Below are 17,219 nucleotides of genomic sequence, written 5' to 3' on the forward strand. Positions count from 1 at the left end.
ACAACGCCGGCAAGCTCCCCCGGCCGAACCCCTCGCGGGTGTGGCACCGGCCGGTCACAGCTGGGGAAAGCGCCTGGTCGAGTGGGGACAGCATGCCATCAGGCGGTGGCGCGTGGACGGTCGGAAGGCCATGCATTGCTCATTCTTTGCCGCCGAACCGGGCTGCCCCTGGGGCCATTGACAGGTCCTCAACAGCTGATCAATCATCACGGTGCCCCCGGGGACACCGGAGGGGTGAACGCGGTCTCCCCACGGTCCGCGTCCGCCTCGCGTCCGTCTTTCGTACGACGCTTCAGGAAGCGGGAAGCAGGTCGTCCCATGGAGATCGCACGTGATCCTTTACGTGAGGGCAACGATGTCGTCGCCCGCTCCGCGGCCGGGCCGGTCGTCGTGACGCGCGCGTTCCTCTGACTCTCTCGTACCTCTGACTCTCTCGTACGTACCCCCCTCCCCCCAGACGGGAAAGAGCCAGCCTTGTCGGCGACAGAATCCCCCCATGTCTCCCTCTCCCCGCGGTCGGAGCCGGCGAACGGCCCCGCCCCGACGGCGGCCACGACCTCGGTGACGTCCCTCGCCCAGCAGCGGTTGTGGTTCCTCTCCCAGCTGCGGGGCGCGAGCCAGGCGTACAACGAGGCGATGGCGTACCGGCTGCGGGGCCCCCTGGACCGTGCGGTGCTCGGCCGGGCGCTCGACGCGCTGGTCTCCCGGCACGAGGCGCTGCGCACCCGGCTGGTGGCCGTGGAAGGGGAGGTGTTCCAGCGGATCGACCCGCCGGACACCGGCTACACGCTGGTGGTGGACGACCTGACGGGGTGCGCCGACGCGGAGGAGCGGCTGGCCGCCCTCCAGGGGGAGGAGGCCGCGACCCCGTTCGACCTGAGCCGGGGGCCGCTGGTGCGGGGCCGGCTGGTCGTGCTGGGGGCGCGGGAGCACGTCCTGCTGCTGACGATGCATCACACGGTCTTCGACGGACAGTCGATGGACATCATGCTCCGCGAACTCGGGCCGCTGTACGCGGCCTTCGTCCGTGGGGCGGACGATCCGTCCCCTCCCCCGGGCGCGCAGTACGCCGACTACGCGCGCCGCCAGCGGGCGGAGGCGGCCGCGTCGGGTGACGCACCGGACGCGCACGCCGCGTACTGGAAGGAGCACCTGGCGGGGGCCCCGCCCCTGCTGACCCTCCCCACCGACCGGCCCCGCCCCGCCGAGCAGGACTACCGGGGCGGCCGGGTACGGGTCGTGCTGGACGAGGAGTTGACCACCGCGCTCCGGGGGCTCGCGCGGCGCAACGGCGGCACTCTGTTCGTCGCCGTGCTGACGGGCTGGTCGGTCGTGCTGTCCCGCCTGACCGGGCAGACCGATCTGGTGGTGGGCACCCCGACGGCCAACCGCCGGCGCGGCGACGCCGCGGGCGTCATCGGCTTCTTCGTCAACTCCCTTCCCCTGCGCGTCGATCTGTCCGGTTCGCCGACGGCCGAGGACATGCTGCGGCGGGTACGCGGGGTCGTACGGGGAGCCCTGGATCACCAGGAGGTGTCGTTCGACCGGGTGGTGGAGCTGGTCAATCCGCCGCGCAGCGTCGCCCACACCCCGCTCTTCCAGACCATGTTCGCCTGGCAGCCGTCGCGGAAGGGCCTGTTGGAGCTGCCGGACATCGAGGTCGATCCGGTCGGCATCCCGCACGCGGCGGCCAAGTTCGACCTCTCGCTGTCGCTGGCCGAGACGGACGGCGGGGTGATCGGGTATCTCGACTACGCCTCGGCCCTGTTCGACCGGGCGACGGCGGAGCGGTACGCGGGCCATCTGCGGCAGGTGCTCACCGAGATGGCCGCACACCCCGGCCGCGAGGTCGCGGACCTCGCGCTGGTCGACGCGGACGAGCGCCGCCGGCTCCTGGCGGACTGGGACGCGACCGAGGAGCCGGAGGCGCTGCCGCCGTCCTCGCGCGGCGGATTGGTCGAGCGGTTCGAGGAGCAGGTACGGATCCGTCCCGCCGCGACGGCGCTGGTCTGCGCCGGGGAACGGCTCGACTACGCCACGCTGGAGCGGCGTGCGAACCGGCTGGCGCACGCGCTGACCGCCCGGGGTGTCCGCCGGGACCAGGTGGTCGGCCTGCACGCGGGACGGTCGGTGGGGCTGGTGGTGGGCATCCTCGGCATCCTCAAGGCGGGCGCCGCCCATCTGCCGCTCGACCCCGGCCAGCCCGCCGGGCGGCTGGCCGCGATGGTGGAGGACGCCGCACCCGCCCTCGTACTGAGTGATGCGGCCACTCCGCCAGACGGCTGGCACAAGCTGGCGTCGGTCGAGGCCGAGGGGCGGCGGGACGACGCGCCGGGAATCGAGGTCTCACCCTCCCAACTGGCCTATGTCATCCATACGTCGGGGTCGACGGGCCGCCCGAAGGGCGTGGCGGTGACCCACGCGAGTGTGATCAACCTCTTCGACAACTGGCGGGCCCGCATGGGCGATACCCCGGGCGAGGCGACATCGGCCTGGTCCAGCACCGGATTTGACGCGTCCGTGCACGAGATCCTGCTGCCGCTCACCACCGGGGCCGTCCTGCACGTGGTCCCCGACGACCTGCGGGGCGACCCGGAGGCGCTGATGGGCTGGCTGCGGGAGCACCGCATCGTCCAGGGGTTCCTCCCGCCGTCGTACGTGAAATGGATCGACGAGTCCCCCGGCACCCGCCTGGAGGGCCTGCGCCTGCGGCAGTTGCTCACGGGCGTGGAGTCCCTTCCCGAGGTGGCGCTGCACCGCATGCGGGAGGCGCTGCCCGGGCTGCGGATCTGTTACGGGTACGGGCCGACCGAGACGACCCTGTACAGCACCGCGTACCTCGACCCGGGGCCGTCGGGGCGGCAGTGCCCGATCGGCCGGCCGGTGGGCAACACCCGCCTCTACCTGCTGGACGAGCGGCTCGGGCCGGTGCCCGCCGGGGTGACCGGCGAGGTGTACCTGGGCGGCGCGAGTCTGGCGCGGGGGTATCTGAACCGTCCCGACCTGACGGCGGAGCGGTTCGTGGCCGATCCGTTCGTGCCCGGCGCGCGCATGTACCGTACCGGCGACCTCGCCCGCAGGCTGCCCGACGGCAACGCGGAATACGTGGGGCGCGGCGACGACCAGCTCAAGCTGCGGGGCTTCCGGATCGAACCGGGCGAGATCGAGGCGGCGTTGCTGGCGCTGCCCGGGGTCCGGGAGGCCGCGGTGCTCGCCGACCGGGACGCCGGTGGCGAGCCGCGGCTGGTGGCGGGCATCGGCCGGGGGGACGCCGCGCCCCGGCAGCCGCACGAGTGGCGCGCCGCCCTGTCGGAGCGGCTGCCCGACTACATGATCCCCGCGCTCTTCGCCGAACTCCCCTCCCTGCCGCTGAGCCGCAACGGCAAGCTCGACCGGGAGGCGCTGCTGCGGGTGGCGCGGACCGACGCCCCCGTACAGGTCAACCAGGCCAGTCCCCGCGACCACATCGAGCTGACGCTCTATCGGATATGGCAGGACATCCTGCTGCACGCCGACATCGGCGTCCAGGACAGCTTCTTCGACATCGGCGGCACCTCCCTGTCGGCGATCAAGCTGGCGCACGCCGTCCGTGAGGCCTTCGGCGAGATGCTGCCGATCCGCGACATCATGCTCCACCCGACCATCGAGGCGCTGGGCGGGCGGCTGCGGCAGGGGGCGCCGGGCCGGCCGCCGGGCACGCCGGGCACGCCGGGCAATCTGATCGAGTTCCGGGAGGGGGACGGGCAGCGCCGGGTGGTGTGTGTCCATCCGGCCGGCGGCACCGCCTTCTGCTATCTGTCGCTCGCCAAGGCCCTGCCGGACAGCTACGGCGTCTACGGCATCCAGTCGCCCGGGGTGAACCCCGGGGAGACGTTCCTCCCGACGGTCGAGGCCATGGCCGAGGCGTATCTGGCGCTGGTCGAGCCGCTGCTCGACGGTCCGCTCGTGCTCGGCGGACTGTCGTACGGCGGTCTGGTCGCCCATGAGATGGCGCGCCGCCTGGCCGCCGCGGGCAGGACGGACGTGAGTGTCGTCCTGCTCGACACCCAGGCCACCGACGATCCCGCCGACCGGGCCGCGCTGGGGCCGGTGGAGATCGATGAATTCCGCGACAAGCTCGTCAAGTTCAACGGGATGTACCCGGGGATCGAGGACGAGCAGATCGAGCAGTACTTCCATGTCTACAACCACAACCGGATGACCGCCCGCTCACACGTTCCGGCGCCGTCCGGGGCCCGGCTCGTCCTGGTGCAGGCCGTCGAGGGCGGGACCGACACGCCGCTCACGGACGCCGTGCGCGCGTTCTGGGAGCGCCGGGGGCTCGGCGGCTTCCGTGTCGAGCCGGTCGACTGTGACCACTGGGAGATGCTGGAGAGCGCCGGGGTGCTGCGGGTGGCGGCCGTGATCGAGGATGAGCTGGCGCGGTTCCCGGCGCCGCCACCGCCTGCGGGGCGGCAGGGTGAGACGTCCCCGGTCCGTCCGGCGCGGGAGGCGTGATGGAGCACAACATCCCCTCCGGCGAACAGCTTTCGGCCGCCACCGAGCCCCGGGGCCTCGCCCGGTCCGTCCTCGCGCGGGCGCGCCGTACCCCGGCGGCGACCGCCGTCGTGGACGGCGACCAGGTGCTCGACTACGCGGCCCTCGACGCGGCGAGCGCGGCCGTCGCCGCGGCCCTGCGTGACCGGGGTGTACGGCCCCGGCAGGCGGTGGCGGTGTGCCTGCCGCGCTCCTGGCAGCTGGTGTGCGTGATGCTCGGCGTCCTGCGGGTGGGCGCGGTGGTCGTGCCGCTCGACGTCCAGAGCCCGCCCGGACGGCGGCGGCACATCCTGGCGGACTCGGCGAGCACCGTGCTGGTGCACGGCGGGAGCGCTCCCGCCGAACTGCCGCCGGGGGTCGCGCCGTTGGCGGCGAGCGAGCTGCTGCGGGAAGGTCCGGCCACCGGAGACGAACCCGCCGTCCCGGCCGACGCGCCGGTCTCGTTCCTCTTCTACACGTCGGGAACGACCGGCCGGCCCAAGGGCGTCGAGGTGCGGGACGCCGGCATCCTGCGTCTCGCGCGCCCCGGCTACCTCGCCCTGGACGAGGGGGCGCGCTACTCCTGCCTGTCCAACCCCGCCTTCGACGCGCTGAGTTTCGAGGTGTGGGTGCCGCTGCTGACCGGCGGCTGCTGCGTGATCCTCGACGACGAGACCGTACAGACGCCTCATCTCCTGGCGGAGGCGCTGTTGCGCGAGCGCGTCGACACCGTGTGGGTGACGGTGGCCCTGTTCAACGCCGTGGTCGGCGAGGAACCCGCGTGCTTCGCCGGGGCCCGGCAGGTGCTGGTGGGCGGTGAGCAGCTCAACGCCCGGCTGATCGCGCGCTGGTACCGGCACAACGAGTCCTCCCCGGCGCGGCTCCACAACGTCTACGGGCCCACCGAGACCACTACGTTCGCCTTCTGCCATCCGGTCCCGCGCGACTTCGACGGGGACGTCGTGCCGATCGGGCGGCCCCTGCCGGACACCGGCGCGGTGCTGGTGGCCGACGGGTCGGCCGAGGGGTCGCGGGCCGCCGCGCCGGGTGAGGTGGCGGAGCTGTACCTGTCCGGGGACGGCCTGGCGGCGGGATACCGCAACCTGCCGGACGAGACGGAAAGCCGCTTCGTCCACCTGCCCTGGCTCGACGGCGGGCAGGTGCGCCACTACCGCACCGGGGACCTCGTACGGCAGGACGGCTCGGGGCCGGTGGTGTACGTCGGCCGCGCCGACCGGCAGGTGAAGGTGCGGGGCTTCCGGATCGAGCCGGGCGAGCTGGAACGGCACCTCGTGGCCCATCCGGCGGTACGGCAGGCGTACGTCTGCACCCGGCGCGACACGGAACTGGGGACGAACGAGCTGCTGGCGTATGTGGTTCTCGGGGCAGAGCTGTCGTACGAGGAAATCGACCGGCACCTGTCGGCGGGGCTGCCGCCGTACATGCGGCCCCACCGGATCTTCCGGGTCGACGCGCTGCCGCTGAACGCCAACGGCAAGGTGGATCAAGGGGCGTTGCTGACGGACGACCGCGAACCGTGGCGGCCCGCCGTCACCGCCGCCGGGCCTTCGGCGACCGCGTGGGAGCGGGAGGTCCTGGACCTCGCGGGCGGGATCCTCGGCGTACCGGACCTGCGCCCGGACGACCGGTGGATACCCCACGGGGGCGACTCGCTCAAGGCCCTGCGGCTGCGCTTCGAGGTCCGGCGCCTCTGGGGCCGGGAGCTGGCGGCGTCCGTGGTGCTGAGGTCGACGTTCGCGGAACTGGCGGCGGCGATCGCGCCGGGCCCGGCGGACGACGCGGTGCCGTATCCGCCGGTGCCCCCGCCGGCCGGCGCGCGCTCCGCCCCGGCGACGTCGGAGCAGCAGCGGCTGTGGCTGCTCCAGCAGCGCGACCCGGAGTCCCGCGCGTACAGCGTTCCGCTGGCCTTCCAGCTCGACGGCGCACCCGACCTGGGGGCGCTGCGCGAGGCGCTACGACGGTCGGTGACCCGGCATCCGGCGCTGCGTACGGGCTTCCGCGCCACGCCCGAGGGGCTGTACCAGGAGGTGGCGGAGGCGTACGACCCCTGGGTGGGGGCGGACGCGAGCGCGGAGCCTGACACGGACGGGTGGCGCGGTCCCGCGCAGCGGTTCTTCGCCGAGCCCTTCGATCTGGCCGAGCCGCGCATGCTGCGGGTCCGGTGGCTGCCGGACAGCAACGTACTGCTGCTGCATCTGCACCACATCGCGGTCGACGGCTGGTCGTTGAGCGTCCTCTTCCGCGAGGTGTCGGCCGACTACGCCGCCGTACTGGCCGGCGCGGATGCCGAGGTGAACGGCACACCGCGTGACCACGCCGCCGTGCCGACGCCCCTGGACTTCGCCGCCTGGCAGGCGGAGTGGTTCACGCGGCAGCCCTACCGCGACCAGCGCGCCGCCCTGCGCGCGCACTACGAGACCGTGGCGGACGTGGCGGCGCCGCCGCCGGCGGTCCGCGAGGGCGAGCGTCCGGCCGGGCGGCTGCTGCACACCACGCTCGACCTGGTCCGCCGCTCCTCGCTCGACCGGCTGGGCGCGGAGCTGGGCCTGACGCGATTCCAGCTCCTGCTGGGGGTGTTCGCCTGGAGTCTGTACGGGGTGACCGGCCGCGCCCACCCATTGATCGCCAGCCCGGTGGCCAACCGGCCGGTGCGGGAGTTCGAGGCCGGGGTCGGCATGTTCGCCAACACCGTGCTGCTCCCGCTCACCCTGGCGCCGCGCGACGGGCTGCGGGCCCAACTGCTCCGACAGGGCGCCGCCGCGCAGGCGGTGCTGGACCGGCAGGACGTGGTGCTCGCCGACGCCCTGGCCGATCATCCGTTCCACGCCGAGGGCCCGCCGTTCGACTTCATGTTCGTGCTGGAGAACACCGAGTTCGGCGCGCTCGTTCTGCCGGGGCGCGAGATCCGTCCCGTATGGCCGCGGCCTATAGAGGCCAAGTGCCCGCTCACGCTGTCCGTCGTCGAGCACGAGGGGGGCTTCGACTGCCTGTGGGAGTACGCCGACGACCACTTCGACTCCGCCGAAGTCGACGCCGTGGCCCGCCTGTTCCGTGACGGACTCGACCGGCTCGACGAAGGAGGTACGGACACCCTGGGCACCCTGGTGGCCCCGTACCGGCGCGGTCTGGCCGACGCGGGCCGGGGCCCGTCGGCGCCGCTCGCCTTCACCACCGTGGCCGAGGGCTTCGCCCGCCAGGTCCGCCGGACACCCACCGCCCCGGCGGTGACCACCGGTGGCCGCACGCTGAGTTACGCCGAACTCGACGCCCACGCCTCGGCGTTGGCCACAGAGGTACGGGACCGGTACGCGCTGTCGCCGGACGACATGGGGCCGTGCTGTGTCGCGCTGCATCTCGGGCCCTCGGCCGAACACGTCGTGGCTGTGCTGGCGTTGGCACGGCTCAACGTCACCATCGTGCCGCTGGACCCGGCCTACCCACCGGCGCTACTGCGGCAGATCCTCGACCAGGTGGACCCGTTGTGTGTCCTGCTTCCTCCCGGCGGCGAGGCGGAGCTGGATGCCGTCGCCCCCGCCGGTCTCCCCCGCCACCCGGTCACCCTGGCCACCGAGCCCGCGCCCGCCGCGCCCTGGACACCCCACGACGGGCGACGGCCGCTCTACACCCTGTTCACGTCCGGCTCCACCGGCACGCCGAAGGGGGTGCGGGTACCCGACCGCACTCTGTGCAACCTCCTGCAATGGCAGAGCGACAGCGGCGGCCTGGGGGCACCCGCGGTCACACAGCAGTTCTCCATGCTGTCCTTCGACGTGTCGTTCCAGGAGATCTTCACCACCCTGTGCGGCGGCGGACACCTGCGTCTCGTGCGGCCGGAGTGGCGGCACGACGCCCCGGCGCTGCTGGATGAACTCGAATCCGGCGGCGTCGAGCGCCTCTTCCTGCCGTACGTGGCCCTCCAGCTCCTCGCCGAACACGGCGCCCACCTCGGCCGCTTCCCCTCCCGGCTGCGTGAGGTGATCACCGCAGGCGAGCAGTTGGTGTGCACCGACGCCATCCGCCGCTGGTTCGCGGGGCTGCCCGGTGCCCGGCTGTTCAACCACTACGGCCCGACCGAGACCCATGTGGTCAGCGGGTTCTGCCTGGAGGGCGATCCGGCCGGCTGGCCCGCCCGCCCGGCCATCGGCCGTCCGGTGGCGGACGCGTGGCTGCGGGTGGTCGACGACGCCGGTGAGGCCGTACCGCCCGGCTGCCCCGGCGACCTGCTGATCGGCGGCCCGATGGCCGCGCCCTGCTACCTGGGCGACGAAGAGCTCAACCGTACGCGCTTCACCGAACTCCCCGGCCTCGGCCTCTTCTACCGCACCGGCGACCAGGCCCGCTTTGACCGGGACGGAGTCCTGAACTATCTGGGCCGGGACGACCAGCAGATCAAACTCAGCGGCCACCGGCTGGAGTTGGGGCAGGTCGAGGCCGCCCTGCTCCAGCACCCGGCGATCGTCAACGCGGTGGTCGTGCGGGACGGCGACGACCTCGTCGCGTGCTTGCAGTGCCGCGACACGACGCCGACGCCCTCCCCCGACGAACTCGCCGGCCATCTGGCGTCCCTGCTGCCCGCCTATGTACGGATCGCGCGCTTCCGACGCGTGCGGATCCTTCCCCGTACCCCCAGCGGCAAGCTCGACCGCCGGGCGGCACTCACCACCGACGGCGAAGACCTGCGGGCGCCCCGCTCCGGGGTTGCCGAACTCTCCCCGCGCGAAGCCCGGTTGACCGCACTCTTCGAGGCGGTGACGGGGAGACGGGTCGCGCCCGGGCAGCGCTTCTTCGACGCCGGTGCCACCAGCCTCGACCTGATGCGCTTCCATCTGCGCTGCACGGCCGGGGAAGGGCTGCGGTTCACCATCCCCGACCTGTTCGAGCACGTCACGATCCGGGCCCTGGCCCGTTTTGTGGACGGCGGCCCGTCCCCGGCGGACGCGGCGGCCCAGGAAGCGGCGGCTGTCGCGTCCGACGAGCCGGTCGCCGTGGTGGGGATGGCGGTACGGCTCCCCGGCGCCGACGATCTCGCGGCCTTCTGGGCCATGGTCGAGAGCGGGGGCCGGGGCATCGAGCACTTCGACGCGGCGGACGGACTGGTCGGCGCGCGCAGCCTGCTGAACGGGCCGCTGGCCTTCGACCCGGGGCGCTTCGGGATCAGCCGGCAGGAGGCCAGGCTGATGGATCCGCAGCAGCGGCATCTGCTGATGAGCTGTGTGGAGGCGCTGGCGCACGCGGGCATCACCGATCCGGCGGCGCGGCGTGTCGGGCTGATCGCCAGTTGCGGCGAGGACACGTACTTCCAGGCGATGCTGCGCGAAGGCGACCCGGCGCACCTGCCGGACGGCTTCCAACTGGCGCTCCACCACGAGAAGGACTTCCTCGCCACCAAGGCGGCCTACCACCTCGGACTCACCGGCCCCGCCTTCACCGTGCAGGCGGCCTGCGCCAGTTCGCTGGTCGGCGTCCACGTCGCGGCGGGACTGCTGCGCCAGGGTGACGCGGAGGTGATGCTGGCCGGCGGGGTCCTGGTCGACACCCAGCTGAGCGGCGGCTACCGCTATCGGCCGCAGCACATCTTCTCCCGGGACGGGCACTGCCGCCCGTTCAGCGACGACGCGAGCGGCACGGTCGGCGCGAGCGGGGTCGGGGTGGTGGTCCTCAAACCGCTCCGGCTGGCGGAGCGCGACGGCGACACCGTGTACGCGGTCATCACCGGCTCGGCCCTCAACAACGACGGCGCGGGCAAGCTCGGTTACGCCGCGCCGTCGCTCGCCGGCCAGCGCGAGGTGATCCGTACCGCGCTGCGGCGCAGCGGCCGCACCAGCGCCGAACTGGGGTACGTGGAGGCACACGGCACCGGCACCCCGCTCGGCGATCCGGTCGAGGTCGGCGCGCTGCGCCAGGCGTTCGACCTGGCCGAGCCTGACCGCTGCGCCCTCGCCTCGGTCAAGAGCCAGATCGGGCACCTGGGCGCGGCCGCCGGGGTGGTCGGGCTCGTACGGGCCACGTTGGCGGTGCATCACGGTGTGATCCCGCCCAACGTCGACTTCCACCGGATCAATCCGCGGATCGGTGACGACCTCACACCGTTCCACATCCCGACGAAGGCGCTGGCCTGGCCCGAGGGGCGGCCGCGCGTGGCCGCGGTGAGCAGCTTCGGCATCGGTGGCACCAACGCCCATCTGGTCCTGGAGCGGCGGCAGTCGGCGGAGCCTCGGGGGTGGCCGGCGACCGTACCGTGTCTGGTGCTGTCCGGCGGCAGTACGGCCGCCCTGCGCGCCGACGCCGCCCGGATCGCGGACCATCTGGCCGCCCGGCCCGAGACGTACGAGCAGGTGCTGCGCCACCTCCAGGCGGGCCGTCCCGCGCTGCGTCGGCGTGCGGCGTCGGCCTGCGCGGACGCGGGCGCGGCGGTGACGTGGTTGCGTGAAGTCGCCGCCGGTGACGACGAGTTGTCCGCGCTCGGGGAAACGACGCCGTCCGCCGCGTCGGACCTGCCGGGTGTCGCGGATACCGGCCCCGAGGGCGGGGTGCTGGCCGCCGGGGAGCATCCCGCCGAGACGCTGGCCGCCGCCTGGACGGCGGGCCGGTCGGTGCGGTGGCCGGATGGGCCGGCCCAGGCGCCGTGGGACTTCCCGCCGCCCGCCTTCGACCTGTCCGACCACACCTTCGCCCGCGCCACGCCCGCCGACGCCGGGACTCGGTTTACCGACACCGGCACGGCGTCCACCGCCACCGGGTCGCCGTCCGCCGACGCCCCGCCCCGTCGGCTCCCCGAGAGCGACTGGCTGCACCAGCCGGGCTGGGTGCGGCTGCGCCGCGCCGGGACCGGAGCCCGTACCCCGTCCGGGCGGCTGCTGGTGGTCCTGACCGCCACGCCGTCGGGGCCGGAGACGTGGCGCGCCTTCGAGCCGAGCCACACGGGCGTGATCCGGGTCAGCGCCGCCGACCGCTTCGCGCGGCTCGCGGAGGACCGTTACGAGGTCGACCCCGCCGATCCCGACTCGCTGCGGCAGTTGCTCGACGCGCTGGAACCGGTGGCCCGGGGTGGCGTCGACTGGTTGCACACGCTGCCGCTGGCCGTCGAGGGAGCGGTGGACGAGCGCACGCTCGCCCGTGCCCGCTGGGCGTGCCTGGACACCTCCGCCGCGCTGCTGCGCGCCCTGGCCGGGGCGCCCGCGTCCCCGGACGTGCGCGTCTGGTGGGTCTCGTACGGTGCCCAGCCGGTCGAAGGACCCGTCCGACGGCCGGAGTTGGGGCTGCTGGCGGGTGCGGGGGAGGTGGTGCGCCAGGAGACCGGCGTGACCGGCCACTGGCTCGACCTGCCCGCGTCCGATCCGGCGGGGTGGGCGGCGGCGCTGCCGATGATCCTGGCGGAGGCCGACGTGCCGGGCGTCCTGCCCCGGCGGCTGGCCCTCCGGGACGGGTACTGGTGGCATCAGACCGTACAGCCCGTCGGAACCCCGGCCGCGTACGACTCCGCCCTGGGTCTGCCGGCGGGCGGACCCGGTGCCGCCGAAGCGCCCGGTGTCCAACTGATCCTGGGCGGCACCGGCGGGATCGGGGCCAGTGTCGCGTCCTGGCTGCTGGAGCGGACCGACTGCCGGGTGGTCCTGCTGGCGCGCCGGCCCCGGCTCCCGGAGACACTGGCCCGCTGGGGCGACCGGGTCGACCTGGTCGAGGGAGACCTGGCCGAGGAGCCGGCCGACGTACTCCTGGCCCGGCTCGCGCCCCGTCTACCCCGGTTGCGGGGGATCGTCCACGCGGCGGGCACGGCGGCCGGCGGCCTGATCGTCCGCCGTGACGCGCGGGCGATGCGGCACGCCATGGCGGCCAAGCTGCGCGGCGCGCTGCTCATGGAGCGGCTGATCGCCGACCACCGGCCCGCCTACGCGGCCTACTGCTCCTCGATGGCGACGCTGTTCGGTGGCGTCGGCCAGTTGGACTACGCGGCGGCCAACGGGGTGCTGGACGGCTTCGCCCGGTACCGGGCCGACGATACGGAGACCACACTGCGTATCGGCATCGGCTGGGACGTGTGGCGGGAGGTGGGGATGGCCCGGGACACCCTGCACGCGGACGCCCGCCACCAGGCGCACGTCGCGGTCGGGCTGACGGTGGAGGAGGGCCGGCGGGTCTTCGGGCACGCGCTGGAACTCCAGTTGCCGCAGCTCATGGTGTCCACGACGGCAGTCGACCAGGCCCACACCTTCTACGAGCCGGGCGCGTCCGGGGCGTCGGCGGAAGCCGCTGTCCCGCGCGGGGCCGGCCCCGCGCGGGACACCGCACCCCCCGTCGAGCGCCTGACCGAAGTCGTCTGCCGCCTGCTGGGTCTCGACTCGCTCGACCCCACCGTGTCCCTCTACGACCTGGGCGCGGACTCCCTCACCCTGCTGGACCTGATCTCCGAGATCAAGCGCCTATATGACGTGGAGCTGGAGCTGTTCCACCTCAGCCACCAGGTCACCCTGGACGACCTGCTCGCGCTGCTGGACCGCTCCCCGGACACCGAACCCTCCCCCGGCGACCCCTCCCCGGGCGGTCCGGTGAGCGTCGAAGTCTGGCAGGCGGGGACGGGACGCGACCTGCTCTGCCTGGTCCACCCGGTCGGCGGTGACATCCAGGCGTACCGCGCGCTGGTCTCGGCCCTCGAACCGGGGCTGACCGTCTGTCTCATCGCCGACCCCGCCCTGCTCCACCCCGAGCTGCCCGCCTGGACCGTCACCGAACGGGCCGCCCGTTACCACGCCGCGCTGGAAGCGCGCTTCCCCCACGGGGAGTGGCGGTGGCGGCTGGCGGGCTGGTCGTTCGGCGCGTGGGTGGCACTGTCCATGGCGGCCGAGGCGGAGGCCGCGGGCCGTCCCGCGGCCGAGCTGTACCTCCTCGACCCGCCGTCTCCAGGAGCGGGACCGGCCCTCGCCGCCTACGACGAGGAGGAGATCCGCGCCGTGTTCGCCCACGAACTGGCCCAGGCCGACGGCCGGGGCCCGGCGGGCGGGGACGGCGGCGGGGACAGCGCCGGTACGGGCGAGGACCGCGGGCGGAGTACGGCGAGCAGGGAGGCGACGGCCTACGCCGAGCGGCTCGCGCACCGCTGCCGGGCCAACCTGGCCACCATGCGGGACCACGAACCGCCCCGGCTGACCCGCACGCCGAGCGTCCTGTGGCTGGCGAGCGAATCGGTGCCCGGGCTGCCGTCGCCGGAATCCCCGGAGAGCCAGGCCCGCGCGTGGCGGGTGTACCTGCCGGACCCCTCGCGCTGGGAGTGCGTGGAGAGCACGCACTACGACCTCGTCAAACCGCCCCACGTGAAGCACGTGGCGGAGGCCGTCAACTCGGCGTCCCTGCCCGCCGTTCCCGACCATCCCTGACCCCCGCCCGGCAGCAGCCCACCCCGCCCTGGCCGCCCTGACCTCGCCCCGAGGAAGAGACCCCCGTGGACCCCTACGACTCACTACCGGCGCGCTCCTTCTGGCGCTCCGCCGTCGCCGAGGCCGATCCGACGCGCGTCGCCGGGCTGTGGACGCCGGCGTTCTCCCTCGGGCAGGACGACACGATCGTCACCGCCGGCTCCTGTTTCTCCGGACACCTCGGGCCCGCCCTGCGGGCGGAGGGCCTGCGCTGGTACGACGCGGAGCCCGCGCCGCCGGGTCTCACGGAGGAGGAAGGCCACGCCCGGCACTACGGCCGGTTCTCGTTCCGTACGGGCGACATCTCCACCGCCGGCGTCCTGCGGCAGTGGCTGACCTGGGCCTTCGCCGACGAGATGTCCCCGGAGGAGCACACGGAACCCGCCGAGGTCTGGAGCGAGGGCGGCCGCCACTACGATCCGTTCCGGCCCGCCGTCGAGCCCGGTGGGTACGCCACCCCGGACGCGGTACGGGACGCGCGCCGCACGACCCTGGCGGCGATACGTGACGGAGTCACCCGGGCGAGCTGCCTGATCCTCACCCTGGGAACGACCGAGGCGTGGCGGGACCGGGCCACCGGCTTCACGTACCCGGTGTGTCCCGGCACCGTGCGCGGCACGTTCGACGCCGGCCGGCACGTGTTCCACAACGCCACCCTCACCGAGGTGCACCGCGACCTCTCCGCCACCGTCGCGCTCGCCCGGCGCGTCAACCCGGGACTGCGCGTGCTCCTCACCGTCTCGCCGGTCCCGCTCACCGCCACCGCGACGGGTGGTCACGTCCTCGCCGCGAACACCTGCTCCAAGTCCGTGCTGCGCGCCGTCGCGGGGCAGCTCGCCCAGGAACTCGACCACGTCGACTACTTCCCGTCGTACGAGATCATCACCGGCTTTCCCTTCGGCGGGACGTTCTTCGAACCGGACCTGCGCTCCGTCACCCCTGGCGGGATGGCCCTGATGACGCGCCACTTCCTTGCCGGGCTCGGCCTGCCGGCCGGGCTGCGGCCGGAGCCCCGTACCACCCTCGTCCCCTCCCCACCCGTCCCCGTCCGGTCCGCCACGCGGGAGGAGTTCCGGTGCGACGACGCCGTACTCGACTACTACCACCGGAGCCCGGTTCCTCCCGCCCGGTGATTCCCCCCCGCCGGTCCGATCGCGCGGCCGCCGCTTCGTATCCGGCCGGCAGCCCTCACCGCACCTTCACCCACGCATCCCTCAGGAGGACGTCATGGACCAGTTCGCGCTGGACGCGATCGCGCGCATCACCACCAGGCCGCCGGAGGTGTACGACACCATCACCGTCTCCCCGCTGACACCGCTGACCGGTGCCGAGGTGTCCGGCCTCGATCTCTCCAAGGAGCTGACGGACGATCAGATCGCCGAGGTGAAGCGGGCGTTCCTCACCCATCACGTGCTGGTGTTCCGCGACCAGACGCTGTCGAGTGCGGACCACAAGCGCTTCGCCGGGCACTTCGGCGAACTGCACCCCGTGGAACCCCCGCCCGAGGAGGGTGACCCGTACATCCTGGAGGTCGTGGCGACCAAGGACTCGAAGGCCGTCGCCGGGGCCGGCTGGCACGCCGACGGCACCGCCGACGCCGAACCGTCGCTCGGCTCGATGCTCCACGTCACCCGCACCCCGGAACTCGGCAGTGGCGGCGACACCCTCTTCGCCAACATGCACCTGGCCTACGAGAGCCTGTCCCCGGCGATACGGACGCTCCTGGACGACCTGACCGCCGTGCACGACGGGCTGATCGCGTGGCAGGGGCACACCCCGCCGCCCGGATACGTCGTCGCCAAGTCGGAGCACCCGGTGATCCCCCGCCATCCCGAGACCGGACGCAAGCTGCTGTTCGTCAACGGCGCCTACACCTCGCACATCCCGCAGCTCTCGCGCGCCGAGAGCAAGGCGGTCCTGGAGATGCTGTACGCGCACGTCGCGACCACTCCCATGCTGCACGTCCGGGTGCGGTGGGAGCCCGACACACTGGTGTTCTGGGACAACCGGTGTGTCCAGCACCACGCGACATGGGACTACTTCCCGCACTCACGCTTCGGCCGGCGCGTCGCCATCAACGGCACCCGGCCGCGGGCCTGACGCCACTCCCGGCGCCCGTCCCGGCGCCCCTCCTGGTGCCGGGTACGGGCTCGGGAGGAACCGGGCCCCCGAGGCGCGCCAACGCGTCGTGGGGACACCGGGGCCGGTCCTCCGATGCGGTAGCGTCCTGCCCGTCGAACAGCGCGCCGGCGCCCGGGCCGACGGCGTGATCCGCCCACGCGGCTGATTCCGTGTCTTGCCGGGACAATGTGCAGCCGGGACCATCGTGTCCCCGGCCCCCCTTCATCGGAGGACGTTGTGAGCAGCAAAATCGCCCGGCGCATCCGCGTGATCGCTGTCGCGTCCGGTCTGCTGGCCGCCACCGCGCTCGCCGCTCCGGCGGCGGCGGACGGAACGCCCGCGGCCCACGGGACCCTGACCGCCTCCGAGTTCGCGGTGGCCGACGCCTCCCTGCGGGCGGCCGACGTCGCGGGTTCCGCGTGGCACGCCGACCCCGGGGCCGGGAAGGTCGTCGTCACGGTGGACAGCACGGTGGGCGCGGCGGGGGTCGCGAAGCTCAGGAGGGCCGTCGAGGTCCCGGCGGGCGCGCTGGAGATCACCCGTACGCCCGGCCGGTTCACCCCGCTCATCGCGGGCGGCGAGGCCATCACCGGCGGCGGCGTGCGCTGCTCGCTCGGCTTCAACGTGCAGAGCAGTACGGGGGTGAAGTACGGGCTGACCGCCGGTCACTGCACGAACTCCGTCTCCGCGTGGAGCATCGGCACCCGCGCCGGATCCAGCTTCCCGGGCAACGACTACGGCCTGATCCGGCACTCCAACCCGGCCGCCGCGGACGGCAGGGTCTATCTGCACAACGGCACCTACCAGGACATCACCACCGCCGGCAGTGCGGTGGTCGGACAGCCCATCTGCTTCAGCGGCGCCACCTCCGGCGTGCACTGCGGTACGGTCACCGGGCTCAACGCGACCGTCAACTACGGGTCCGGCGGGGTCGTCTCCGGCCTGGGCCAGACCAACGTCTGCGCCGCGCCCGGCGACAGCGGCGGCTCGGTCTTCCAGGGCAGCACGGCCATCGGCCTGATCTCGGGCGGCAGCGGCAACTGCTCGTCGGGCGGGGTGACGTTCTACCAGCCGGTCCTCGAACCGCTCGCCGCCTACGGCCTGAGCGTGTTCTGAGCGGACCGTGACGTCTTCGCGCGGTCGGACCACGCC

At 73.6% G+C, this 17,219-nt stretch carries 5 protein-coding genes; all 5 read left to right on the forward strand.

All coding sequences use genetic code 11. The features are described 5' to 3' along the window. Positions 1-474: 474 nt before the first annotated feature. Positions 475-4,497: an amino acid adenylation domain-containing protein gene (locus ACIODU_RS25845; protein ID WP_401770122.1), complete on the forward strand. Its 4,023-nt coding sequence runs from the start codon at positions 475-477 to the stop codon at positions 4,495-4,497. Next, complete coding sequence (locus tag ACIODU_RS25850; protein WP_401770124.1) at positions 4,497-13,907, forward strand: amino acid adenylation domain-containing protein; 9,411 nt, start codon at positions 4,497-4,499, stop codon at positions 13,905-13,907. Before ACIODU_RS25845 ends, ACIODU_RS25850 begins: the two co-directional genes overlap by 1 nt. A 65-nt stretch (positions 13,908-13,972) precedes the next feature. Next, positions 13,973-15,079: a GSCFA domain-containing protein gene (locus ACIODU_RS25855; RefSeq protein WP_401770126.1), complete on the forward strand. Its 1,107-nt coding sequence runs from the start codon at positions 13,973-13,975 to the stop codon at positions 15,077-15,079. 94 nt (positions 15,080-15,173) lie between these two features. Then, a complete protein-coding gene (locus tag ACIODU_RS25860; protein ID WP_401770128.1) occupies positions 15,174-16,046 on the forward strand; it encodes a TauD/TfdA dioxygenase family protein in 873 nt (290 codons plus the stop codon). A 258-nt stretch (positions 16,047-16,304) separates the two neighbouring features. Beyond that, positions 16,305-17,183, forward strand: coding sequence for a S1 family peptidase (locus tag ACIODU_RS25865; RefSeq protein WP_401770130.1), 879 nt, complete (start codon positions 16,305-16,307; stop codon positions 17,181-17,183). Positions 17,184-17,219 lie beyond the last annotated feature (36 nt).

The sequence above is a fragment of the Streptomyces sp. NPDC088261 genome (genome assembly GCF_044740805.1).
Taxonomy (GTDB): domain Bacteria; phylum Actinomycetota; class Actinomycetes; order Streptomycetales; family Streptomycetaceae; genus Streptomyces.